The sequence below is a fragment of the Actinoplanes ianthinogenes genome (assembly GCF_018324205.1).
Classification (GTDB): Bacteria; Actinomycetota; Actinomycetes; order Mycobacteriales; family Micromonosporaceae; genus Actinoplanes; species Actinoplanes ianthinogenes.
On record NZ_AP023356.1, the window covers coordinates 5,997,918 to 6,021,396 of the forward strand.

Consider the following 23,479-nt stretch of genomic DNA (forward strand, 5'->3'; position numbering starts at 1 on the left):
GCGGTTACGGCGCTCGGGGCAGCAGCACGATGACGTCGAGGCCGCCCTCGTCGCGGGCGTCGGCGCGGACGTCGCCGCCGTGCGCCCGGGCGACCGCCCGGACGATGGACAGGCCCAGCCCGGCGCCCGGCGAGACCAGGCGCTCGCTGCGGTAGCGGTGGAACGGCTCGAACAGGCCGGGCACCTCGTAACGGGGGATGACCGGGCCGGAGTTCTGCACCCGGAGCTCGACCCAGCCGTCCGGCCGGGTCACGGTGTACACCCGGACCCAGCCGTTCTCCGGCACGTTGTGCCGGACACCGTTCTCCACGAGGTTCTGCACCAGGCGTTCCAGCAGCACCGGGTCGCCGAGCACGGCCGCCTCGCGGGGCTCGGCCACCACCTTGACGGTGTCCGCGACGGCCACGTGGTCGACGATGTCGGCGAGATCGACGTACGACCGTTCGGTCACCTCGCGATCCGAGCGGGCCAGCAGCAGCAGCCCGTCGATCAGCCGGCTGTGCCGGTCGTTGATCGCCAGCAGGGTGGCGCCGAGCTGGCGTACCTCCGGTGACGCGGTCTCCGGCGTGAGCGCCACCTCCAGCAGCGTCCGGTTCAGCGTGAGCGGGGTGCGCAGCTCGTGCGACGCGCTGGCGATGAACCGGCGCTGCCCGTCGAACGAGTGGTCCAGCCGGGCCAGCATCACGTCGAACGTGTCGGCCAGCTGTTTGACCTCGTCCTCCGCGCCCGTCATGGCGATCCGCTCGTGCAGGCCGCGGTCGGCGGCCGGTGACTCGGCGATCCGCCGGGCGGTCGCGGTGATCTGGTGCAGCGGCTGCAACATCCGGCCGGCGATCAGCCAGCCCAGCGCGATCGTCGCGGCGCACACCACGGCCAGGGCGATCGCACCCTGGGTGAGCAGCGCGTGCATGGTGTCCGCCCGGGCGTCCCGCACGATGGTGTTGAGGGTGGCCGGCTGCCCGTCCGGGCCGATCACCGCCTGGGCGCGCTGCTCGCCGGCCACCATGGCGTCCCGGCCGACCAGCACGTAGGTGGCGCCGAGCAGAACCAGACCGGCCAGCACGAACAGGCCGCCGTAGATCAGGGTGAGCCGGGCTCGCACGGTGAGCATCATCGGATCCGGTACCCCACTCCCGGCTCGGTCAGCACCACCGGCGGGTCGCCCAGCTTGCGGCGGAGCTTCAGGATGGTCATCCGCACGGCGTGCGTGAACGGATCGGCGTTCTCGTCCCACGCCTTCTCCAGCAGGGTCTCCGCGGAGACCGCGGTGCCGTCCGCCCGCAGCAGCTCGGCGAGCACCGCGAACTCCTTGCGGGACAGCGGCACGTACCGCCCGTCGCGGTGCACCTCGCGGCGGTACGGATCCAGGCTGATCCCGGCCCGGCGCAGCACCGGCGGCGCGGCCGGCCGGGACCGGCGGCCGAGCGCCGCGACCCGGGCCGACAGCTCCCGGAACGCGAACGGTTTCGGCAGGTAGTCGTCGGCGCCCAGGGACAGGCCGGTGACCCGGTCGTCGATGCCGGCCGCCGCGGTCAGCATCAGCACCCGGATGTCGGCGTTGCGCTCGGCCAGCACCTGGCACACCTTGTCGCCGTGCACCACCGGCACGTCCCGGTCCAGCACCACCACGTCGTAGTCGTTCACATCGATGCGCTCCAGGGCGGAGCCGCCGTCGTAGACGACGTCCACCGCGTGCGCCTCGTGCCGCAGGCCCTGCGCCACCGCGTCGGCCAGCAGCGGTTCGTCCTCGACCACCAGGATCCGCATGCGTCCATCTTGACCCGGCCCGCTGTCAACTCGGCGTCATCGTTTTTCGTGACGCCGGGGAAACCCCGGCATCGCTCTACTTCGGTGGGTGGCGGCCGGACGGCCGCCGGCGAAGGAGACGACGATGAGGAAGGCGACGATGCTGGCGGCGGGCCTGATGTTCGCCGTGGCGCTGACCGGCTGCGGGAAGGGCGCCGGGGCCGATCCGACGGTGGCCACCGCGCAGAGCGCGGGACCGGACGGGAAGCCGACTGCGTCGGCGACACCCTCCGACGACCCGGACGCCCCGGTCAAATTCGCGAAGTGCATGCGCGAGCACGGCATGACCTGGTTCCCCGATCCGGTCGAGGGCCGGCAGACCCTCAAGCTTCCCCGGAACGTCAAGCCGGAGGACTTCGAGGCCGCTCAGCAGGCCTGCAAGCAGTGGGCGCCGGACCGCGCGACCGGTGAGAAGCCGAACGCCGAGGACATGGAGAAGATCCGGCAGATGGCCAAGTGCATGCGGGAGAACGGCGTCCCCAACTTCCCGGACCCGAACCCGGACGGCGGCATCGGCATCGACAAGAAGCTCGGCATCGATCCCGAGTCGCCCACCTTCAAGGCGGCCGAGAAGAAGTGCGAACAGTTCATGCCGGGTCCCCGCGACAAAGGCACCGACACCGGCAGCGACGGGGGAGGCAACGCGTGAACCGCAGGTGGACGACAGCAGCGGTGGCCGGTGTCCTGGCGGCCGGGGGAGCGGCCGCGTTCGTGCTGGTCGGGGGGCTGCCGGACGGCAATACGCCGGCACAGGCCGGCAGCAGCCCGCCGGCCGCGACCGCCGAGGTGACCAAGCAGACGCTCGTCGACAAGGAGAGCCACGACGGGGCCCTCGGGTACGGCGACACGACGGCGCTCGCCGCGAGCCTCAGCGGCACCGTCACCTGGATGCCCGCGGCCGGCGCCACCGTCCGGCGCGGCAAGCCGCTGTACAAGGTGGACAACAAGCCGGTGCTGCTGATGTACGGCACGATGCCCGCCTACCGCTCGCTCTCCTCCGGCGACGAGGGCACCGACGTCAAGCAACTGGAGAAGAACCTCTGGGCACTGGGCTACCGGGGCTTCACCGTCGACGACGAGTACACCTCGGCGACCGCCGACGCGGTCGAGGAGTGGCAGGACGACCTCGGCCTGGACGAGACCGGCACGGTCGAGCTGGGCCGGGTGGTCTTCAAGCCCCGGGCGGTGCGGATCGCCTCGCACACCGTCGAGCCCGGCGGCGCCGCCCAGCAGGGCGCCGAGCTGCTGCAGGTCAGCGACACCGGCCGGGTCGCCACCGTCCAGCTGGACGTCGACGACCAGCGGCTGGCCAAGAACGGCGCCAAGGTCGAGGTCACCCTGCCGGACGGCACCGTGGTCCCGGGCCGGATCACCGACGTGGAGACCACCGTGGAGACGGCGGACAACCCCGGCGAGGAGGACACCACCAAGGTCAACGTCACGATCACCTTCGACAAAACGCCCGCCGGGCTGAACCAGGCGGCGGTGACCGTGCTCTTCGTCGCCTCGCAGGCCAAGGACGTGCTGACCGTGCCGGTCAACGCGCTGCTGGCGCTCGCCGAGGGCGGGTACGGCCTCCAGGTCGTCGACGGCGGCACCACCAGGATCGTGGCGGTGCGGACCGGCCTGTTCGCCGACGGGCAGGTCGAGGTCTCCGGCGGCGGCCTCACCGAGGGCATGAAGGTGGGTGTCCCGACGTGAGCCCGGTGATCGAGCTGAACGAGGTCACCAAGACCTACCCCGGCGGGGTGACCGCGCTGCGTGCGGTGGACCTCACCGTGGAGCCCGGCGAACTGATCGCCATCGTCGGCCCGTCCGGCTCCGGCAAGTCCACCATGCTGCACATGATCGGGACCCTGGACCGGCCGACCAGCGGCGCGATCCGGATCGACGGGCACGACGTGGCGGCGCTCACCGACCGGCAGTTGTCGGCGTTGCGAGCCCGCTCCATCGGCTTCGTGTTCCAGCAGTTCCACCTGGCGCCGGGGCGGAACGCGGTGGCCAACGTCGCCGACGGACTGCTGTACTCCGGCGTACCGAAAAAGGAGCGGGAGCGGCGCGCCGAGGCCGCCCTGATCCGTGTCGGCCTCGGCGATCGTCTCGGGCATCGCCCGCATCAGCTCTCCGGAGGAGAGCGGCAACGCGTCGCGGTGGCCCGGGCCGTCGCCGGAGACCCGGCCGTGCTGCTGGCCGACGAACCCACCGGCAACCTGGACTCGGTCGCCGGCGCGGGCGTGGTCGACCTGCTGCGCGAGCTCAACGCGGCGGGCACCACGGTCCTGGTGATCACCCACGACCACGAGATCGCCGGATCGCTGCCGCGGCAGGTGCCGATGCTGGACGGGGAGGTGGTCTGAGTGGTCGTCGTGGTGGAATCGTCACGGCCGTCGTCCGCGTCGTCGCTGCGGCCGGCCCGGCTCAGTGCCGCCGACCTGTTCCGGCTCGGCGGATCGGGACTGCGGGCCCGGCCGCTGCGGGCGGTGCTCTCCGCGCTGGGCATCGCGATCGGCATCGCCGCGATGGTCGCCGTGGTCGGGATCTCCGCCTCCAGCCGGGCCAACCTCGACCGGGCCCTGGCCCAGCTGGGCACCAACCTGCTGACCGTGTCGCCGGGCAACACCATGTTCGGCGAGGACGCGACGCTGCCCGACGAGGCGCTGTCGATGATCAAGCGGATCGGGCCGGTCACCGCCGCGACCGCGGTCGGCAAGGTGCTGAACAACCCGGTCTATCGCACCGACCGGATCCCGCCCGGGGAGACCGGCGGACTGTCCCTGCTCGCGGCCCGGCTCGACCTGCTCCCGACGGTCGGCGGCACGCTGGCCGAGGGCACCTGGCTGAACGCGGCCACCGCGAAGTTCCCGGCCGTGGTGCTCGGGGCGACGGCCGCCCGCCGGCTCGGCGACGTGCCGGCGGTCTACATCGGCGGGCGCTGGTACCGGGTGGTGGGCGTGCTGAAGCCGGTGCTGCTCGCCGGGGAGCTGGACAACGCGGTGCTGATCGGGTGGGACGCGGCGAAGTCGTACCTGAGCTTCGACGGGCACGCCACCACCGTCTACACCCGATCGGTCGAGTCACAGGTGGAGGCGGTGCGGGCGGTGCTCGCCGCGACCGCCAACCCGCAGAACCCGGACGAGGTGCAGGTCTCCAACCCGTCCGACGCCCTGAAGCCGAAGCGGGCCGCCAACCAGACCTTCAACGCCCTGCTGCTCGGCCTCGGCGCGGTCGCGCTGCTGGTCGGCGGGATCGGGGTGGCCAACACCATGGTCATCTCGGTGCTGGAACGACGGGCCGAGATCGGGCTGCGGCGGTCGCTGGGCGCCACCCGGGGACAGATCCGCACCCAGTTCGTCGCCGAGTCCCTGCTGCTGTCACTGCTCGGCGGTCTCGGCGGGGTGCTCGGCGGGACCGTGGTGACCGCGGCGTATGCCACCAGCCAGGACTGGCCGATCGCCGTCCCGCTCTGGGTGACCGCCGGCGGGATCGGCGCCACCCTGCTGATCGGCGCGATCGCCGGACTTTACCCGGCCATCCGGGCGGCCCGGCTGTCCCCGACCGAGGCGCTGGCCGCGGCCTGAACGCCGCATCAACGCGCCCCACCGGCCGCCGGCTCGTCGAGCAGCAGCCGGTGGGCGCGCTCGTAGAGATCGGGGGCGTCCGGGGTCTGCACCAGCGCCGCCACGATCGCGACCGCCTCGTCGTGCCGGGCGGCCTGGCAGCGGGACCGGGCCAGGCGGAAACCGAGCAGCACGCCGGCCACGAGAGCGAGCGCGGCGACGGCGAACAACAGGCTGGCGAGCATCCGCCGAGAATACTTCTCCGCCTTCATTGATCCGATCTGGGAGCGATCCCGTATCGATGGCCGAAGCATCTCTTTGCCAGGGGAAGGCGCCGGCCAATGTATCGGTCCAGAATCAGCAGCAAGTCGCGTCGCTGGCAGGTGGTCGCGGTCGTGGGAGTCGCGGTGACCATCGCCGGCATCGGCCTCGGCGTGGCCTCGGCCGCCGAGTCCACGCCCACGGTCAACTGTCCGGACGTGAAGATCAACGTCGCCGTCCCGGCGCAGGCGCAGAACGAGGTGAACCGCAACCTCGAACTGCTCAAGACGCAGATCGCCGAGGCGAACAAGCGGATCGCCGACACCAAGGGCCAGGGCGGGGCGAACTTCATCCAGAACGCCATCCTCGGCCCGCTCAAGGACAAGCGGTTCGCCACCATCAGCCGGATCGAAACCGCGATCGGCCGGAACGCGCAGAAGCCGAACCTGAACGCCGGAGGGCTGGCCGCCTGCACGCTGAACGGGGGCGGCGGCGCCGCTCCTGCGAAGCCCGTCGCGACCGCGACCACCGCGGTGCCCGGCGGCAACCTCGGCATCCTGACCAACAGCTGCGACACCAGCAAGCTGACGCGGCACGACGGTTTCCAGAAGGGCGACCGGTGCGTCTCCACCGAGTTCGGTGAGGTCGGCTCGGCGGCGAACAACCCGTCGCTGCTGATCACGTCGGCGCCGCGGCAGGTGAACCGGAACACCGCGTTCACCCTCCAGGTCAGCACCCGCAACCTGATCCGCGACCGGTTCCTGGCCGCCGGTCAGGGCGGTTACTACGTGGAGTCGAGCGTTCTCAAGAACGGCCTGGTCCGCGGGCACTTCCACACCGCCTGCCGGATGCTGTCCAGCACCACCACCGCGCCGGCCCCGGACCCGGTGCCCGCGTTCTTCGTGGCGACCGAGGACAGCAAGGGCGGCCGCACCCCGGACACGGTGACCATCCAGGTGCCGGGGCTGCCGCAGGCCGGGCTCGCGCAGTGCGCGTCCTGGGCCGGTGACGGCTCGCACCGGATCCCGATGATGGAGCGTGCCAACCAGACTCCGGCCTTCGACACGGTTCGCATCCGCGTCCGGTGATCTGACGACGAAGGGCCCGCCGGCTTCGGCGGGCCCTCGGCTAGTCCTTCTTCTTGAGGCTCCAGTCGGCGTCGTCGTCCTTGACGGTTGCGTCGCTGAACTGAGAGGTGTTCGACTTCGGCCAGACTCCGCCCGGGAAGCTGCCGGGGTCGATGGCGTCGCCGTGCAGCAGGATTACTGCCGTGACCTGAGAGGTGAGGAAGGTGGCAAGGGTGGCCGTGGCTCCAGTCAACACAGCGCTGCTGAAGCCCGCAGTTTCTAGGAGCAGAGCAGCGCCTGTCATGGAGAAGACGCCAGTCCCCATCGCCGCGATGGAGGCGGTTGTTGCAGCGATCAGCTTCGCTACCACGGCGGCTACTGAGATGTAGAAGAGCAGACCTGCGGCTGCGCATCCGGCGAGCGTTGCGGAGGTGGTCGTGGCGATCGAGCCGAGTCGAGCAGCAGCGCTGGCCTGTGCTCCCGCAGAAGCCAGGTACTTCTCGCGCGCATCGCCGGACCAGTCCGAGTCGTCGATCACCAGGTTCTGCGTGGAGAGATCGGTCGACACGCCGTTGGCCGTACTGCGCAGATTCATCCAGTTGTAGGCGTCGACGAACATCCAGATCGGGGCACTGGCACCCTTCAGAACATCGATGACCCACTGTGCGATTGCCGTTCCAGCCTCAACGGACAGGTCAGCAAGCTTTTCCATCGCCGCGCCGAAGGCTGGATTGACCCACCAGTGATTTGCGGCAGCGTGCGCGGCTGGTTTCACCTCGGTCAGCTTTCCTTGCAAGGTCTTGATGCCGGCTTCGATCTCGGCAATCACCGCTTTGTATTGCGCCCGGCTGAAGTCCACAACTCACCCCGTGCTAGTAGATGTTCTTGAGCCGGTGCGCCCCTGCCTGGTCCTCGGCCTCGTAGGTGTTCGCAGCATTGCGCAGGGTTGCCGCGATCTCCTTCATGGCAGTTGCGCCCTCGGTAGCACGGGCTGTCACGGCGTTGATGACGTCGTTGTACGGGCCAACCATCGCCTGGAAGAGGCCAGCTTCGAGCCGGCCGAATTCCATGCCAGCCGCTTCGGTGCTTAGGGAAGTGAGCTTTCCGGCCTGCGTTTCCCACTGGCCCGCTTCGCTCCGTAGCACGTTTGTCGCGACCGACACTTCTCCCGCAGTGGGCTGGCTCATCGCATACCACCGGGTCTCTGGTGCTGATCGGTAAAGGCTGTGAGCGTGGCGAGGGCATCGCTCAGGAGTGTGTCGACGTCCGACCCCGCGTTCGTCTCTGGCGCGTCGATCTCGCTCTTCGCACGCTTCAGTGCCACCGCCAGCGCGGTGCTGATCCTGGTGCCGTCACAGTTGCGCGCCCATCTCGGCTCGATCTCGCAACCCGTCATGCCGCCTACGCCGAGCCGAACAACGACGTGGCGTCCGTCGTCTCGTCCTTCCGCCCCCTTGGTGGCCGGGGGAACCTCATCCGCACGGCGTTGGACCGCCTGGAGGGCTTTCAAGACGTCTTCGCCGTACTCGACGTCGTTGTGCACTCGGCCGCCCGAGAGGGGCGATGGAGATGTCGCGGGAGAACTCTGGCCGAGAAAGTCTTCCGGGTATTCGTCGAGGTCTCTCTCTCGGCTCCACCAGTGGGTGTCGTCGAGTCGACGCGTCAACACCCGCATCGCTTGACGGACAGCCTCACGGTGAGCCTCCATCACCGCGACGCCAAGTTGCTCCGGCTCAAGTCGCTGCTGCCATTTGTCGCGAACACGGATCTCCGCCGGTAGACCGTTCGGACCTAGCACGACATGAACCCATCCGGTCGGATCGCTGCCCTCAGACCACTGCGGGGTAGCGGCTCCCAGCTCTTGAGCGAGCCGGCCGAGTGCCTCAACTCGTTGCTGTAGTTGGCGGAACGCTTCCGGCTGCATCGTCGGTCAACGTCCTTCCGAGGATGGCTTCGACCGTAGAAGCGCTTGAGTGATCATCACGATCGAGAACGCGGCATGGAGCAACAGCACGGCGAAGATGAGAGTGACTCCCCCTGCGAACAAGAGCGCGAGCGCCATCGCAGCGATCAAGCCCGCGAAGATGGCCAGCAAGATCGCCATAATCAGCCGGATCAAGCCGTCGACGCCCCGCCAGGCCATCACTGTTCCGATCGCCGAGAACACGGCAGCCACGACGCCGATGGCGAAGGTTCCCTGGGCTCCGAACGGCGAGGCGTCCGCGATCTCGTCGAACCCGGTTGCCGCGACACCTACAACGAGCGGCTCCACTACTGCGGGCAGGCCAAACAGCAGGAGTGCGAGCCCGCTAGTAGGTCGTCGGGTTCCAGCCGATCGTGTTGCCATGTCACTACCCCCGGTAATGAAGAGGGACGGAGTGTCTGATTCCTGCCAACCTGCGCAACCCCGGTTCCAGGTTCACGATCAACCGCTTGATAGCCGCTCATAGATCTACTGCCGACTTGTTGAGCGCCGGACCAGGGAGAAGCTCAGCTTCACCTGTCGCTTATGGCCATCTATTTGGCACCTGCACACTGGTATACGCCAGTGCTCCCGCAGAGGTTCAGCGTGGTGTTCTTAGCGCAAGCAAGGTTTGCGGGTTGACCTTTGCGAAGAAGTCGCCGCACCCCCGTGTTCACCTTCGGCCCGACTACTCAACGCCGGGCACCTAGCCACGACGGAGTAGGGCACGACCAGCGGCAAGGGTGGAGTGGATCTGCGCCACCGTGATCGGGATCGAGTCTTCGCCACTACGTCGAACGATGCTGATGTAGGCACCTTCAACCCGGTCGCCGACGATGGCCCCATGCACCAGGAACGGCTTCAGCTCCTCTTCCTGAGCGGGTAGAGACACCAGAACCAAGCCCTCCCCAGCGCTGGTCTCGACCCGACCTGTTGCGGCTCCGGAGCGTTCGCCGGTAGCTCGCGAAGGTCCTTTCGCTGGCTTCGTTCACATGGGCTTGTACCGGCGAGGGGTGGTTTCTTTGTAGGCCAGCCATCTGGAGTCTCTCGCTCTCGTGTACACCGAGAGACTCCGTACAGCGCTAGATCGGCTGTTTTAGCAGGTAGAAGTGGTTGGCGCGCCCGGTAGGATTCGAACCTACGACCCACGGATTAGAAGTCCGTTGCTCTATCCGCTGAGCTACGAGCGCTGGCCAGCACATACTAGGCGGTCGTGCCGGACTTGTCGTCCGCCTCGTCGGCCGCCTTCTCCACAGCGGCCTCGGCCGCCTCCAGGACCACCGCCCGGCCGCCCTGATCCTCCGGTGCCGGCGGGACGTCGATCTCCGGGGTGCCCGGCTCCGGCACGAACGCCTCGGTCCAGCGGCCCAGCTCCCGGAAGAGCTCGGCGCGGACCTGTTTGCCGGACAGCGTCAGGTCGTGCTTGCCGCCGTTGAACTGGGCGATCGTCACCCGCGGGCCGAGCCCCGGCGCGAACTTGACGATGTGCTCGACGTCCAGGACGGAGTCGGTCACGTGGACGTCCTCGTGCCAGGCGCGCCCGCGGAACGTCCGATCCGAGCAGGCGACCAGCACCGGCGCGTCGATGGACAGGCCGGCTTGCAGCCGGCGCTGGCCCCGCCGGATCGCGGCCAGCCAGCCCATCCGGACCGGGAAGCCGAGAATCGGCTTCCACGCCAGGTCGTACGCCCACTCGCCGTGGTAGTCGCGGTGGATGCTCTGGCCGTACAGGCCCAGGGAGGGTGTCGGCAGCTGCTTGTACGGCGTCCGGCCGGTGGTCGCGATCAGCATCGACATGGCCGGGCGGCGCATGAACCAGGGCAGGTTGAAGTCGAAGAACGGACTGTTCAGGAACAGTCCGTCGACGAGGCCCTGCCCGCGGCGCGCATGGGCCCAGAGCGAAGTGATCAGCCCCCCGGTCGAGTGCGCGCTCACCAGCAGCTGGTCATGGCCGTCCTCGGCGCGGATGATCCGGGCCGCCTCGTCCAGCTCCGGGAAGTACTCCGTCAGGCTGCGGGCGAAGTTCGGCGTCTGGTGGGGCAGCAGGCTGCGGCCGTACTTGCGCAGGTCGAGGGCGTAGAAGTCCCAGCCGCGCTCGACGAAGAAGTCGGCCAGGTGGGTCTGGAAGAAGTAGTCCACGAACCCGTGGACGTGCAGCACCGCCCGGCGGGACGGCTGCTCGGCGCGCCGTCTGACCAGCGTGGCCACGACCGGGCCCTCGTCGTCGGTGCCCAGCTCGATGGTGTGCCGTTCATACGGCCAGCCCAGGACGTCGGTCTCCACCCGGACAGGTTACCCATGAGTACGCCGTCGCGCGCCATAACAGATCGACCGAGATCCGGGCCGGTCCTCCACAATCCCGCGCCGTCCACAGGGCGAGCCGCCCGGAGGTGGCCGGCGGGCCAGGCTGTGCCACGTCCGCTGCACTTCCACCACAAGGAGACACCAGTGTTCGACACCCACATCGTCGTCGTCGGCAACGTGCTGACCAAGCCCGAGTGGCGCCGCACCACCAACTCCAACCAGCTGGTGGCGAACTTCCGGCTCGCCTCCACCGCCCGCCGGTACGACCGGGAGAACCGCTGCTGGGTCGACGGCAACACGCTCCGCGTCCGGGTCTCCGCCTGGCGCAAGCTGGCCGAGAACGTCGGATCCTCGATCAACGTCGGCGACCCGGTGATCGTTTTCGGCCGTCTCTACACCCGTGACTGGCAGGACGAGGAAGCCAACCACCGCGTCTCGTACGAGATGGAGGCCCTCGCCGTCGGCCACGACCTGGCCCGCGGCCGATCCCGGTTCTACCGCGCCCGCCCGGCCGGGACCAGCACCGTGGAGGACACCGAGGCGGACACCGTGATCGACGGCGAACCGGCCGAACCGGTGGCCGACGGCGAGACGCCGGTGCGGTACGGCGACGGGCTGCCCGAGCTGATCCCCGGTGAGGTGGAGCCCGCCTTCCTGGAGGTGGTGGCCGAGCTGGCCGAGGAGAGCGCCGAGGAGGAGACCGTCGAGGCACCGCGCTCACGGCGTACGAAAAAGGAGCCGGTCGCGGCCTGAGACCTTCCCGCACAGCCGCCGCCCCGGGGGTCTCTCCCTGCGGATTCCCGGGGTGGCCGGCGCCCGGCGGCCCGGTCGCGTCGGGGTCCGGGCCGGGCCGCCGGTGCGGGACGGGCAACGTGCCAAGTTTGTCGACGAACCCCGATTCCCTCGATCGGGATAGGCCGATCGTGCCGGTTCTCCGAGCCGCCAGGCGGAGCGGCCCGATTGGTCTCGAGACAACCCCAACCGGCAGACTGAGGCGGTGATGCTGAAGGACATCCGCGCCGTCGCCGACGAGACGATGGTGCTAACGCCCGAGGATCCGGACGCCGAGCAGGTCAACACGAACTGGTTCGGCGCGCCGCCGCACGAGCGGATGGGCACGTCGGCCGACGAGGTGGTGACCGCGTTCGAGGAGACCGCGGCCGCGCTGCGCGAGCAGGTGTCCGTCTCCGGTCACCAGGGGACCGCGACCTTCTACGTGTGGCACGACGCGGAGGCCGGCCAGCTGCGCTGCTCGGTCGGCAGCCGGAAACCGAGCGACCTGGTGTTCCCGGTCGTCTACCAGGTGACCGAGGACCTGCGCGCGATCGTGGTGGAGTTCCTGGAGGACCGGGCGCCCGGGTCGATCCAGTGGGGCGCGCTGGAACCGGTGCCGTACCCGGAGTCGGAGCCGGTGGCGCTCGCCGTGTGGGCGTTCGACCTGACCCCGTTCGGCCGCTGACCGCCGTGCCCTCGCGATGGACCGCGGACGCGGCCGGGCTGATCGCCGGATACCTGCTGGACGCCGTGCTCGGCGACCCGCGTCGATTCCACCCGGTGGCCGGGTTCGGCACCGCGGCCGCCGCCCTGGAGCGCCGGGTCTACCAGCCCCGGCGCCGGGCCGGAGCGGTGTTCACCGCGGTCGCGGTGGGCGTGCCGGTCCTGGCCGGGCTGGCCGCCGGCCGGGCCACCCGGAACGTTCCGGTTGCCCGGTTCGCGCTCACCGCCGCCGCCACCTGGACGGTGCTGGGCGGCCGGACGCTGCGCAAGGAGTCCCGGGTGATGGCGCGGCACCTGGAAGCCGGTGATCTGGCGGCGGCCCGCGGGCGGCTGAACCATCTGTGCGGGCGGGATCCGTCCGCGCTCGACGAGCCGGAGCTGGCGCGGGCGACGGTCGAGTCGGTCGCCGAGAACACGTCGGACGCGGTGGTCGCGCCCCTGTTCTGGGGGGCGGTGCTGGGGCCGGCCGGGCTGCTCGGGTATCGGGCGGCCAACACGCTGGACGCGATGGTGGGGCATCGGTCGGTGCGGTATGCGCGGTTCGGGACGGCTTCGGCCCGGCTGGACGACGTGCTGAACCTGGTGCCGTCCCGGATCACCGGGATGTTGACGATCGTGGTGTCGCCGGTCGGACGGGGGTCGCCTCGGGAGACGCTGCGGGTGTGGCGGCGGGATCGGGGGGATCATCCGTCGCCCAACGCCGGGCAGTGCGAGGCGGCCATGGCGGGGGCGCTCGGGGTTCGGCTCGGTGGGCGGAACGTCTATTTCGGACGTAGTGAGACCCGGCCGTTTCTCGGGGACGGGCCCAAGCCGGGGGCGGTGCATCTGCGGCGGGCGGCTCGGGTTTCCGGGGCGGTGGGGGTGGCTGCTCTGGTGCTGGCGGCTGGGGGTGCGCTGGTCCGGGGTGGGGTTGGGGCGGTTGGTCGGAGGCGGGGGTGGGGGTGGGGCCCCGCAGGGGCCACCAGCGCACCCGCAACCCGGAGCACCCCCCGATGACCGCCGGCCTCCTGATCGCCGGCACCACATCGGACGCCGGTAAGAGCGTCGTGACCGCCGGCATCTGCCGCTACCTGCACCGCAACGGCGTCCGGGTAGCCCCCTTCAAAGCCCAGAACATGTCCAACAACTCGGTGGTCGTGGTAGCCCCCGACGGCCGTGGCGGCGAGATCGGCCGAGCCCAGGCCATGCAGGCCGAGGCGTGCGGCCTCGCCCCGGACCTCCGCTTCAACCCGGTCCTTCTCAAACCCGGCAGCGACCGCTCCAGCCAGGTCATCCTGCTCGGCGAGGCGATCGACACGGTCACCGCCGGGAACTATCGGTCCCTGCGCCCCAAGCTGGCCGAGACCGCGTACGCCACCCTCACCGACCTGCGAGCCGACTACGACGCCGTGATCTGCGAGGGCGCCGGCAGCCCCGCCGAGATCAACCTGCGCGAGGGCGACTTCGTCAACATGGGCCTGGCCCGCCGTTTCCGGCTGCCCACCCTGGTGGTCGGCGACATCGACCGGGGTGGCGTGTTCGCGGCCTTCTTCGGCACCCTGGCCCTGCTCTCCGCCGAGGATCAGGCGCTGGTGTCCGGCTTCGTGATCAACAAGTTCCGCGGCGACCTGGGCCTGCTCCAGCCGGGCAACGACATGATCACCGCGGTGACTGGGCGTCCGGTGCACGGCGTGCTGCCGTTCCACCGGGACGTCTGGCTGGACGCCGAGGACTCGCTGGCGTACGGAACGACTCTGGGCCGTCCCGGCCCGCCGCAGGGCCGTGAGTGGCTGCGGGTCGCGGTGATCCGGCTGCCCCGGATCTCGAACGCCACCGACGCCGAGGCGCTCGCCGCCGAGCCGGGCGTCCGGGTGCATCTCACCGTCGAGCCGGGCGACGTCGCCGACGCCGACCTGGTGATGCTGCCCGGCTCCAAGGCCACCGTCAGCGACCTGGCCTGGCTGCGGGAGACCGGGCTGGCCGAGGCGGTGCGCGCGCACGCGGCCGCCGGCAAGCCGCTGCTCGGTGTCTGCGGCGGGTTCCAGATGCTCGCCGAGTCGATCGACGACGAGGTGGAGAGCGGGCACGGCGTGGTGCCCGGGCTGGGCCTGCTGCCGGTCGGCATCACCTTCGCGGCGCGCAAGACGCTGGCCCGCGGCACGGGGTCCGGGCTGGGCGCGCCGGTGCACGGCTACGAGATCCACCACGGGCGGGTCACCGCCGGCGAGCCGGAGCCGCTGCTGCGCTACGCCGACGGTCGGCCGGAGGGCGCGGTGTCCGGGAACGTCTACGGCACCCACTGGCACGGCGCGTTCGAGTCCGACGAGTTCCGTCGCCGCTTCCTGACCGTGGCCGCCGCGCAGGCCGGGCGGCACGGGTTCACGGTGGCCCCGGACACCCGGTACGCCACGATCCGCGCCCGCGCCCTGGACGTGCTCGGCGATCTGGTGGCCGAGCACCTGGACACCGAGGCGCTCTGGCGGCTGCTGGAAAACGGCGCCCCACCTGGGTTGCCGTTCGTTGCGCCAGGTGCCCCGTAAGGGTCGGACCCTGACGACATCGTTGCGCTCCGGGCGTACGTTGGGTCCGGCGCGGCGGTCGCCGCGCGGCCGGATGTGTGCCACGAGGACGGGGTGTGATCGATGACCACCGACGAGGAGAACCGACCGGTACGCCGCCGGGTGACGCTGACCGGGATCAGTTCACGTGCCTGGGAGCATCCGGCCGACCGGGGCGCCTTGACCGCGCTGCGGGAGCTGCGCGGCTTCGACGACGTGGTGAAGACGTTCTTCGGGATGTGGAACGAGCGCGGTTTCCGGCTGGCCTACCTGGCCGGCGCGATCCGCGTCGACCACCGGCAGTACCCGCGGGTCTACCAGCGCTTCACCGAGGCGGCCAGCACGCTCGACATCGCCGAGCTGCCCGAGCTCTTCGTGAGCCAGTCGCCGATCATCAACGGTTCGGCGATCGGCCTGGACAAGCCGTTCATCGTGATCACCACGGGCGCGGTGGAGAAACTCGACGACGACGAGCTGCGGGCCGTGCTCGGGCACGAGCTGGGCCACGTGCGCAGCGGCCACGCCGTCTACAAGACCATCATGATGATCCTGACCAGCTGGGCGGCGAATCTCAGCTGGATCCCGGTGGGCGCGATCGCGCTGCGGGCGATCATCGCCGCGATGCTGGAGTGGTGGCGCAAGGCGGAGCTCTCCGCCGACCGGGCCGGCCTGCTCGCCGGGCAGGACCCGGCCGCCTCGCTGCGGCTGCTGATGAAACTGGCCGGTGGCGGCGACCTGTCGCAGATCGACACCACCGCGTTCCTGGAGCAGGCCGCGGAGTACGAGGGCGGCGGCGACATCCGGGACAGCATCCACAAGCTCGGCATGACCGCGTGGAGCACCCACCCGTTCCCGGTCGCGCGGGCCGCCGAGCTGCGCAAGTGGATCGACTCGGGGGCGTACGCGCAGATTCTCGGCGGCGACTACCCGCGCCGCGACTCGGACGGCGACGCCTCGGTCACCGAGGACGTGAAGGCCGCGGCGAAGTCGTACCGGGATGACTTCGCCAATTCGCAGGATCCGCTGGTCGGGTTGGTCCGCCGGTTCGGCGACGGCGCCTCGGACATGGCCGGGGCGGCCGCCGGCCGTGCGATGAACTGGGCGAGTGAGGCCCGCCGCCGGGCCCGCGGTGACGACAACGGCGGTGGCAACGGCAACGGCGGCGAGGCGGGCTGATTACGATCGGCGAATGAGCCTTACTGAATCCGAACTGCGCGCCAAAATCGCGCAGGAGATGCCCGGTGTCCGCGCCGATCTGGAACGGTTGGTGCGGATCCCGGGCATCGCTTTCGAGGGTTTCGACCACTCGCACGTGGAGCGCTCCGCCGAGGCGGTCGCCGAGCTGCTGCGGGGCTGCGGCCTCGACACGCAGATCGTGCGGCACGGCGGCCAGCCCGCGGTGATCGGCCGGAAACCCGCTCCGCCCGGCGCACCCACGGTGCTGCTCTACGCGCACCACGACGTCCAGCCGGCCGGTGACCCCGCGCTCTGGGCGAGCGACCCGTTCGAGCCGGTCGAGCGGGACGGCCGGCTCTACGGCCGCGGCGCCGCCGACGACAAGGCCGGCGTGATGGCGCACGTGGCGGCGCTGCGCGCGTTCGGCGACCAGCTGCCGGTCGGCGTGGTGGTCTTCGTCGAGGGCGAGGAGGAGTACGGCTCGGACTCGCTCGACGCGATCATCCAGGCGCACCTCGACGAGCTGCGCTCCGACGTGATCGTGATCGCCGACTCGGGCAACTGGGAGGTGGGCACGCCCGCGCTGACCACCTCGCTGCGCGGTCTGGTCAACCTGTTCGTCGAGGTCAAGGTGCTCAAGAGCGCCGTGCACAGCGGCATGTTCGGCGGCGCCGTGCCGGACGCGCTGATGACCCTGTCCCGACTGCTCACCTCGCTGCACGACGACGACGGCGAGGTCGCGGTCGGTGGCCTGGTCGGCCGCGAGGGCGCCAGCGTCGACTACCCGGAGGACCGGTTCCGGCACGAGGCCGGGGTGCTCGACGGCGTCGCGCTGATCGGCCGCGGCACCATCACCGACCGGACCTGGACCAAGCCGGCGATCTCGGTGCTCGGCATCGACGCGCCGCGCACCCTGGAGGCGGCCAACGCCCTCCAGGCCACGGCCAAGGCCAAGATCGGGGTCCGGGTCGCGCCCGGCGACGACCCCAAGTCGGTGTACGCCGCGGTCAAGAGCCACCTGGAGAAGAACGTCCCGTGGGGCGCGCACGTCGAGGTGACCCTGGAGAGCGACGGCGACCCGTGCGTGATCGACGCGACCGGCGCCGGCTTCGAGGCCGCCCGGGCCGCGTTCCGCTCCGCCTGGGACGGCGCCGAGCCGGTCGACATGGGCATCGGCGGCTCGATTCCGTTCATCGCCACCTTCCAGGAGCTGTTCCCGGGTGCGACGATCCTGGTCACCGGGGTCGAGGACCCGCACTCCGCCGCGCACGGGCCGAACGAGAGCCTGCACCTGGGCGAGTTCGAGCGGGTCTGCGTGGCCGAGGTGCTGCTGCTCAAGAACGTCGCGGAGACCCTGACGAGATGATCTAGGACGGAGTCGCTGATGGCCGAGCTGTCGTGTGAGGTCCTCGTGGTGGGCGCCGGCCCGACCGGGCTGATGCTCGCCAACTGGCTGACCCGGCTCGGCGTGCGGGTGCTCGTGGTGGACGGCAAGGACGGTCCGACCCGCGAGTCCCGGGCGCTGGTGGTGCAGGCGCGCAGCCTGGAGATCTACGACCAGCTCGGCATCGGCGACCAGGTGATCGACGCGGCCTGCCGGGCGGAGGCACTCTCGCCCGGCACCGGCGCCCGGGTGTTCGGCCGGATCCCGGTTGGGCCGCTCGGGCAGGGCGTCACGCCGTACCCGTTCCTCGAGGTGCTGGAGCAGAGCCGCAACGAGGAGATCCTCTACGACAACCTGCGCAAACTCGGCGGCGACGTGGTCTGGGAGACCCCGGTCACCGCGATGACCCAGGTCGAGGAGGGCATCGAGGCGAAGGTCGGCAACGACACCGTCCGGGCCCGGTTCTGCGTCGGCTGCGACGGGGCGAGCTCGGCGGTGCGCAAGGCCCGGCGGATCGCCTTCGAGGGCAGCACCAACGCGCACCGGTTCTACGTGCTGGACGCCTCCGCGGCGGCCGGCCTGGTGACCGGCGCGATCAACGTACGGCCCGGAGGCCGGGAGTTCCTGCTGGCGTTCCCCATGCCGGGCCGGGACAACTGGCGGCTGATCGGCCTGATCCGGGACGAGGACGCGGACGGCGTGCTGGACGAGGACGACGCGCGCGAGCGGCTGCGCGACTCGTTCGCGGTCACCTTCGATCGAGCGCGCTGGTTCGCCACCTACCGGGTGCACCACCGGGTCGCCGCGGCGTTCCGGGACGGCCCGTTCTTCCTGGCCGGCGACGCCGGGCACGTGCACTCGCCGGTCGGCGCGCAGGGCATGAACACCGGGCTCCAGGACGCGCACAACCTGGCCTTCAAGCTCGCCGACGTGCTCCGGGGCCGGCGCAAGGACACCTGGCTGGACCGTTACGAGGCGGAGCGCCGCCCGGTCGCCCGCACCCTGGTCGCCACCACCGACCGCCTCTTCCAGGCGATCACCTCGGAGCGGCCGGCGGTCCGGGCGCTGCGGGCCGCCGGGATCCGGCTGGCGGCGCCGGTCGCGGTCCGGGTGCTGCCCCGGACGTCCGGTGGGTCCCGGTTGTTCCAATACATCTCGCAGATCCGCATCCACTACCCGATCGGCCCGGAGGCGCGCACCCCGGACGGCAAGCGTGATCCGGTGGTCGGCCGCCGCCTGCCCTGGACCGGCGGGAACTTCGCGGTGCTGCGCTCGGCGGACTGGCAGATCCACGGATACGGCGGCGTCGAGGGCACCGAGGCGCCCGATCTGGGGCTGCCCGTGCACCTCTTCCCGGCGGCCCCGAACACCCCTCTCCAACCCGGTCATTTCTACCTCATCCGCCCCGACGGCTTCGTCGCGTCGCGGGCCGAGCCGGCCGAGGCCGAGGCGAGATTCCGGCACGCGATGGCGGTGTGAGCGGGCGTCGTCCGGTCGTGTGACGCGCGTGTCTTTCGGTCACCCGGCAGGGACCGCGGGCCGGGTGATCCTGTTAGGATTCGAACATGCGTTCGATATCAGCTGTTCCGACGAGCGGCGCCGGCCGGGCGAAACTCGCAGGTCCGCGCGCCACTCTGGATCGGCTTCGGACTCGCGATCGGATCGAGACGATCGCACGGCTGCGCGCCGCGGTCCGAGCCCTGGGGGACGTCGACGTCTCCGGGTGGGACGACTCCACCCTCACCGAGCATCTGGACGAGATCTCCCAGGCGCTGTGCGGCATCGACGCCGAGCTGACCCGGGTCGCCGAGGCGGTTCGCGCCCGCGGCTTCCGCATCGACGAGCAGAGAGCGGCATGACCGTCGTGCGGCGGGTGGTCGCGGGCCGCGTCGAGAAATACCGCTTGATCAAGATCAAATTCTTCATTTACGCGCGTCCGCTGGGGTACGGATCGCATGCTCCCGCGCGGGCCGGGCACGGCGATCTGGCCGCTGGCGCGTCCAGGGCGATCGCCGCACCCTTCATTCTTCGCGGGTGGTCCCGGTCAACCCCAACCCCGGCACCCACCCCGAGACTGCCCGCCACCGGCCGGCTCCCCGTGGTGAGCGAGCCGCAATTCGCCGCGCGCCACAACTACTCCCGTCACGTGCCCGCCCCCGACGCCGAGCGACCCCCAAGTCGCCCCGCGCCACTGTTCCTCCCGTCGCGTGCCGCCCTCTACCGCTGACCAAGCCGCCCCGCGCCACACCTCCTCCCGTGGGCGCTTCAGGTGCCGGGGCGGTCCGCCGCACATGACGGCTGCTCTGGTCGGGGGTCGGCCTCGTGTGCGGGCGAGTCGTGGTGCGCGGCGGGTTCCTGGTCGTTGCTGGCTTCCGGGGCGCCACGGGTCATGGCTCCTCGCGGTGGGCGCTTCAGGTGCGGGGTGGACCGCCGCGTGTCAGGGCTTCTTCGGTCCGGGTCGGCCTTGTGTGTGGGCGAGTCGTGGTGCGCGGCGGGTTCCTGGTCGTTGCTGGCTTCCGGGGCGCCACGGGTCACGGCTCCTCGCGGCAGGCGCTTCAGGTGCGGGGTGGGCCGCCACCCATGACGGCTTCTCCGGTCGAGGGTCGGTCTCGTGTGCGGGCGAGTTGTGGTGCGCGATGGCCTTTGCCGGTCGTGGCTGGCTTCCGGGGCCACGCGTCACGGCTCCTCCCGGGGCACTTCAGGTGCGGGGCGGTCCGCCGCACGTGAGGGCTCCTTCGGTCGGGGGTCGGTCTCGTGTGCGGGCGAGTCGTCGTGCGCGATGGCCTTTCCCGGTCGTGGGCCGGTTTTCGGGGCGATGCGTCACGTGTCGCGGCTCCTTCCGGCGGAGGGCCGGCCTAGTGTGCGGGCGAGTCGTCGTGCGTGATGGCTTTCCCGGTCGCGGGCCGGCTTTGGGGCGGGGCCGCCGCACGTGACGGCTTCTTCGGTCGAGGGTCGGTCTCGTGTGTGGGCGAGTCGTTGTGCGCGGCGGCTTCTCGGTCGTGGCTGGCTTCCGGCGCTACGCGTCGCGGCTCCTCGCGGCGGGTGTTTCAGGTGCGGGGTGGGCCGCCGCACGTGACGGCTTCTCCGGTCGGGGGCCGATCTCGTGTGCGGGCGAGTTGTGGTGCGCGATGGCTTTCGCGGTCGTGGGCCGGTTTTCGGGGGCGGTGCGTCATGTGTCGCGGCTCCTTCCGGCGGAGGGCCGGCCTAGTGTGCGGGCGAGTCGTCGTGCGCGACGGCTTTCCCGGTCGCGGGCCGGCTTCGGGATGGGGCCGCCGCGCGTCACACGACTTCTCCGGGCAGGGCCCCAGGTGCCAGCTAGTCGTTGTGCGCGGCGGCTTCTCGGTCGTGGCTGGCTTCCGGGGCGCTACGCGCCACGGCTCCTCCCGGCGGCACTTCGGGTGCAGGATGGGCTGCCGTGCGTGACGGCTTCGCCGGTCGCAGGTCGACCTCGGGATACGGGGTAAGGCTCCGCGCGATGGCTCTTTCCGGCGGGCAGCTCGGGTCCGGGGTCAGTCGCCGTGCGTCACGGCTTTCGCGGTCGCGGGTCGGCTTCGGGTGAGGGGTCGCCGCGCACGTCGGCTCTCCTGGCGGGCAGTTCGGTTCGGGGTGAGTTGCCGTGCGTCACGGTTCTTTCCGGTCGCGGGTCGGCTTCGGGTGAGGGGCCGCTGCGCAGGCCGGCTCCCCCTGGCGGGCAGCTCGGGTCTGGGGTGAGTCGCGTGTGTCACGGCTTTCGCGGTCGCGGGTCGGCTTCGGGTGAGGGGGCGCTGCGCAGGCCGGCTCGCCTGGCGGGCACTTCGGGTGCGAGGAGCCGCCCCACGTCACGGCTTCTGTCGTCGGCTGTCGGCCTGGGGTGTGGGTGGGACACCGTGTGCCGCGGCTTCTGTCGTCGGCTGCCGGCCTCGGTGCCCGGTGGGGCGGCGTGTGTCACGGCTTCTTGTGGTGTGGGCCGGTTCGGGTAGGGCGGCGTGTGTCATGGCTTCTTCCGGTGTGGGCCGGGTTCGCGTGCGGGCGAGTCGCTGTGTGTGCGGTTTTCGGCCGGTTGCGGGTCGGCCGGGTGCGGGGCGAGCCGCCGTGCGGCGGCGGCTTCGGGGCGGGTGAGCTGGGAGTTTGCGGGCTGGATTTGATTTCCCGGGCCACCCGCGGGCAATGAAGGGTGCGGAGATCGTTCTGGACGCGCCAGCGGCCAGATCTCCGTGCCCGGCCCGCGCGGGAGCGTGCGGTCCGCACCCGAGCGGACGCGCGCAAATAAAGGGTTTGATGGTGATTTTGCCGTAATTCGACCGGCCTGCCGGGGTGTGTCGGCGTGATCGCTCGTGGTGCTTCGGGTGGCCTGTCGCTGACCGGTGTGCACGAAGATCGTGACGTTCAATGTGATCGTTATGTGGCTTCCGCTGCGAGGATGGGATCCATGCGGTTCGTAGATATTGCAGCGACCTCGGCCGCGGTCTCCGCGACCGGTGGGCGGAAGGCGAAGATCGAGCTGCTGGCTGACGCGCTGCGCCGGCTGGAGCCGGACGAGGTCGCGGCAGGGTCCGCCTACCTCGCGGGTGAGCTGCGGCAACGGCAGACCGGGGTGGGGTACGCCGGGCTGCGCAACCGGCCGGCTCCGGCGTTGGAGCCGACGCTGACCGTGGCCGGGGTCGACGCGGCGATCGCCGAGATCGCGACGGTCTCCGGAGCGGGATCGCAGGCACGTCGGCGGGAGTTGCTCGGGGCGTTGTTCGGTGCGGCCACCGAGGACGAGCAGCGGCTGCTGGTCGGTCTGTTCGGCGGGGAGTTGCGGCAGGGTGCGCAGGCCGGGCTGCTGGCCGAGGCGGTCGCGGCGGCCGCGCAGGTGCCGGTCGCCGCGGTACGCCGGGCCTTGCTGCTCTCCGGTGATCTCAAGCAGGTCGCGGTCGCCGCGCTGAGCGGCGGCGCTGCCGCGCTCGCCGGGATCAGCCTGCGGGTCGGCACCCCGCTCACCCCGATGCTGGCGCAGAGCGCCCCGGACGTCGGCGCGGCGCTGCTGGCCACCGGCGCCCCCGCGGTGGTCGACACCAAGCTGGACGGCATCCGGATCCAGGTGCACCGCTCCGGTGACGAGGTGGCCGTGTTCACCCGCAGCCTGGACGACATCACCCCGCGGCTGCCCGAGGTGGTGGCCGCGGTCCGGGCGCTGCCGCTGCGCGAGGTGGTGCTCGACGGTGAGGCGATGGCGCTCGACGAGCAGGGCCGGCCGCGGCCGTTCCAGGAGACGTCGAGCCGGGCCGCGACCAGGGGAAAGAGCAACCCGCTCGCGCTGGTGCCGTATTTTTTCGACCTTCTGCACCTGGACGGCACGGACCTGCTGGACGAGCCGGGCCGGGTGCGCTGGGCGGCGCTGGCCGACGCGCTGCCCGGTGACCTGATCGTCGGGCGGGAGACGGTGGAGACGGAGGAGCAGGCGACCGCCGCGTTCGCCGCCGCCGTCGCGGCCGGGCAGGAGGGCGTCGTGGTGAAGGCGCCCGAGGCGCCCTACGACGTGGGCCGCCGCGGCGCCGCCTGGGTGAAGGTGAAACCCCGGCACACCCTGGACCTGGTGGTGCTGGCCGTCGAGTGGGGGCACGGGCGGCGCCGGGGCTGGCTGTCCAACCTGCACCTGGGCGCCCGGGATCCGGAGACCGGCGGTTTCGTGATGCTCGGCAAGACGTTCAAGGGGCTCACCGACGAGCTGCTGCGCTGGCAGACCGAGCGGTTCAAGGAGCTGGCGGTCGGCGACGACGGCTGGGTGGTGCGGGTGCGGCCGGAACAGGTCGTCGAGATCGCCTTCGACGGCGTGCAGACCTCACCGCGGTACCCGGGCGGGGTCGCGCTGCGGTTCGCCCGGGTGCTGCGTTACCGCGACGACAAGCGGGCCGCCGAGGCCGACACCATCGACGCGGTCCGCGCGATCGGGGCTCAGCGCTGAC

General features: G+C 71.1%; 23 protein-coding genes and 1 tRNA gene. 15 read left to right on the forward strand and 9 right to left on the reverse strand.

Annotation, left to right across the window (positions count from 1 at the left end; all coding sequences use genetic code 11):
- Positions 1 to 4 precede the first annotated feature (4 nt).
- On the reverse strand, positions 5 to 1,111 hold the full coding sequence (locus Aiant_RS27200; protein WP_229829913.1) for a sensor histidine kinase: 1,107 nt from the start codon (positions 1,109 to 1,111) through the stop codon (positions 5 to 7).
- Complete coding sequence (locus Aiant_RS27205) at positions 1,111 to 1,767, reverse strand: response regulator transcription factor (protein ID WP_189329659.1); 657 nt, start codon at positions 1,765 to 1,767, stop codon at positions 1,111 to 1,113. The genes Aiant_RS27200 and Aiant_RS27205 overlap by 1 nt, the downstream gene beginning before the upstream one ends.
- Positions 1,768 to 1,891: 124 nt before the next feature.
- Here Aiant_RS27205 and Aiant_RS27210 point away from each other — a divergent pair, with 124 nt between their 5' ends.
- The 4 genes from Aiant_RS27210 to Aiant_RS27225 are packed head-to-tail and all read left to right on the forward strand — an operon-like array spanning position 1,892 to position 5,384.
- Positions 1,892 to 2,455 carry a hypothetical protein gene (locus Aiant_RS27210; RefSeq protein WP_189329660.1) on the forward strand — a complete coding sequence of 188 codons (564 nt, stop codon included), beginning with the start codon at positions 1,892 to 1,894 and terminating at the stop codon, positions 2,453 to 2,455.
- Positions 2,452 to 3,507: an efflux RND transporter periplasmic adaptor subunit gene (locus tag Aiant_RS27215; RefSeq protein WP_189329661.1), complete on the forward strand. Its 1,056-nt coding sequence runs from the start codon at positions 2,452 to 2,454 to the stop codon at positions 3,505 to 3,507. Before Aiant_RS27210 ends, Aiant_RS27215 begins: the two co-directional genes overlap by 4 nt.
- Positions 3,508 to 3,512: 5 nt before the next feature.
- Positions 3,513 to 4,163, forward strand: a complete 651-nt coding sequence (locus Aiant_RS27220; protein WP_189329780.1) for an ABC transporter ATP-binding protein — start codon at positions 3,513 to 3,515, stop codon at positions 4,161 to 4,163.
- Between the two features lie 9 nt (positions 4,164 to 4,172).
- Positions 4,173 to 5,384, forward strand: a complete 1,212-nt coding sequence (locus tag Aiant_RS27225) for an ABC transporter permease (RefSeq protein ID WP_425322717.1) — start codon at positions 4,173 to 4,175, stop codon at positions 5,382 to 5,384.
- Positions 5,385 to 5,392: 8 nt separating this feature from the next.
- On the opposite strand, the gene Aiant_RS27230 is transcribed toward Aiant_RS27225, so the two are convergent.
- Positions 5,393 to 5,608, reverse strand: a complete 216-nt coding sequence (locus Aiant_RS27230) for a hypothetical protein (RefSeq protein WP_189329662.1) — start codon at positions 5,606 to 5,608, stop codon at positions 5,393 to 5,395.
- Positions 5,609 to 5,704: 96 nt separating this feature from the next.
- On the opposite strand from Aiant_RS27230, the gene Aiant_RS45920 reads away from it, so the two are divergent.
- The gene (locus Aiant_RS45920) at positions 5,705 to 6,712 is read left to right on the forward strand and encodes a hypothetical protein (RefSeq protein ID WP_229829915.1); all 1,008 of its coding nucleotides are present in this window, start codon (positions 5,705 to 5,707) and stop codon (positions 6,710 to 6,712) included.
- Positions 6,713 to 6,752: 40 nt separating this feature from the next.
- On the opposite strand, the gene Aiant_RS27240 is transcribed toward Aiant_RS45920, so the two are convergent.
- The 6 genes from Aiant_RS27240 to Aiant_RS27265 form a co-directional block, all read right to left on the reverse strand.
- Positions 6,753 to 7,550, reverse strand: coding sequence for a hypothetical protein (locus tag Aiant_RS27240; RefSeq protein ID WP_189329663.1), 798 nt, complete (start codon positions 7,548 to 7,550; stop codon positions 6,753 to 6,755).
- Between the two features lie 13 nt (positions 7,551 to 7,563).
- The gene (locus tag Aiant_RS27245) at positions 7,564 to 7,878 is read right to left on the reverse strand and encodes a type VII secretion target (RefSeq protein WP_189329664.1); all 315 of its coding nucleotides are present in this window, start codon (positions 7,876 to 7,878) and stop codon (positions 7,564 to 7,566) included.
- On the reverse strand, positions 7,875 to 8,615 hold the full coding sequence (locus Aiant_RS27250) for a YbaB/EbfC family nucleoid-associated protein (RefSeq protein WP_189329665.1): 741 nt from the start codon (positions 8,613 to 8,615) through the stop codon (positions 7,875 to 7,877). Before Aiant_RS27250 ends, Aiant_RS27245 begins: the two co-directional genes overlap by 4 nt.
- 6 nt (positions 8,616 to 8,621) lie before the next feature.
- Positions 8,622 to 9,038 carry a hypothetical protein gene (locus Aiant_RS27255; protein ID WP_212846527.1) on the reverse strand — a complete coding sequence of 139 codons (417 nt, stop codon included), beginning with the start codon at positions 9,036 to 9,038 and terminating at the stop codon, positions 8,622 to 8,624.
- A gap of 730 nt (positions 9,039 to 9,768) precedes the next feature.
- A tRNA-Arg gene (locus Aiant_RS27260) sits at positions 9,769 to 9,844 on the reverse strand.
- Between the two features lie 13 nt (positions 9,845 to 9,857).
- A complete protein-coding gene (locus tag Aiant_RS27265) occupies positions 9,858 to 10,937 on the reverse strand; it encodes an alpha/beta hydrolase (protein ID WP_189329667.1) in 1,080 nt (359 codons plus the stop codon).
- A gap of 165 nt (positions 10,938 to 11,102) precedes the next feature.
- Here Aiant_RS27265 and ssb point away from each other — a divergent pair, with 165 nt between their 5' ends.
- The 10 genes from ssb to Aiant_RS27315 all read left to right on the forward strand — a co-directional run bounded on the left by ssb (position 11,103) and on the right by Aiant_RS27315 (position 23,478).
- The gene (gene ssb / locus Aiant_RS27270) at positions 11,103 to 11,711 is read left to right on the forward strand and encodes a single-stranded DNA-binding protein (protein ID WP_189329668.1); all 609 of its coding nucleotides are present in this window, start codon (positions 11,103 to 11,105) and stop codon (positions 11,709 to 11,711) included.
- 247 nt (positions 11,712 to 11,958) lie between these two features.
- Positions 11,959 to 12,417, forward strand: a complete 459-nt coding sequence (locus Aiant_RS27275) for a hypothetical protein (protein ID WP_189329782.1) — start codon at positions 11,959 to 11,961, stop codon at positions 12,415 to 12,417.
- Between the two features lie 5 nt (positions 12,418 to 12,422).
- Complete coding sequence (locus Aiant_RS27280) at positions 12,423 to 13,451, forward strand: cobalamin biosynthesis protein (RefSeq protein ID WP_189329669.1); 1,029 nt, start codon at positions 12,423 to 12,425, stop codon at positions 13,449 to 13,451.
- Positions 13,448 to 14,974 carry a cobyric acid synthase gene (locus Aiant_RS27285; protein ID WP_189329670.1) on the forward strand — a complete coding sequence of 509 codons (1,527 nt, stop codon included), beginning with the start codon at positions 13,448 to 13,450 and terminating at the stop codon, positions 14,972 to 14,974. The genes Aiant_RS27280 and Aiant_RS27285 overlap by 4 nt, the downstream gene beginning before the upstream one ends.
- Before the next feature lie 102 nt (positions 14,975 to 15,076).
- Complete coding sequence (locus Aiant_RS27290; RefSeq protein ID WP_189329671.1) at positions 15,077 to 16,168, forward strand: M48 family metallopeptidase; 1,092 nt, start codon at positions 15,077 to 15,079, stop codon at positions 16,166 to 16,168.
- Between the two features lie 13 nt (positions 16,169 to 16,181).
- On the forward strand, positions 16,182 to 17,534 hold the full coding sequence (locus Aiant_RS27295; protein ID WP_189329672.1) for a dipeptidase: 1,353 nt from the start codon (positions 16,182 to 16,184) through the stop codon (positions 17,532 to 17,534).
- Between the two features lie 18 nt (positions 17,535 to 17,552).
- A complete protein-coding gene (locus Aiant_RS27300; RefSeq protein WP_189329673.1) occupies positions 17,553 to 19,031 on the forward strand; it encodes an FAD-dependent monooxygenase in 1,479 nt (492 codons plus the stop codon).
- Between the two features lie 86 nt (positions 19,032 to 19,117).
- Positions 19,118 to 19,411, forward strand: coding sequence for a hypothetical protein (locus tag Aiant_RS27305; RefSeq protein WP_229829916.1), 294 nt, complete (start codon positions 19,118 to 19,120; stop codon positions 19,409 to 19,411).
- Positions 19,408 to 19,779, forward strand: coding sequence for a hypothetical protein (locus Aiant_RS27310; RefSeq protein ID WP_189329674.1), 372 nt, complete (start codon positions 19,408 to 19,410; stop codon positions 19,777 to 19,779). The genes Aiant_RS27305 and Aiant_RS27310 overlap by 4 nt, the downstream gene beginning before the upstream one ends.
- A gap of 2,181 nt (positions 19,780 to 21,960) precedes the next feature.
- Positions 21,961 to 23,478, forward strand: a complete 1,518-nt coding sequence (locus Aiant_RS27315) for an ATP-dependent DNA ligase (protein WP_189329675.1) — start codon at positions 21,961 to 21,963, stop codon at positions 23,476 to 23,478.
- The last annotated feature ends 1 nt before the right edge of the window (position 23,479 follow it).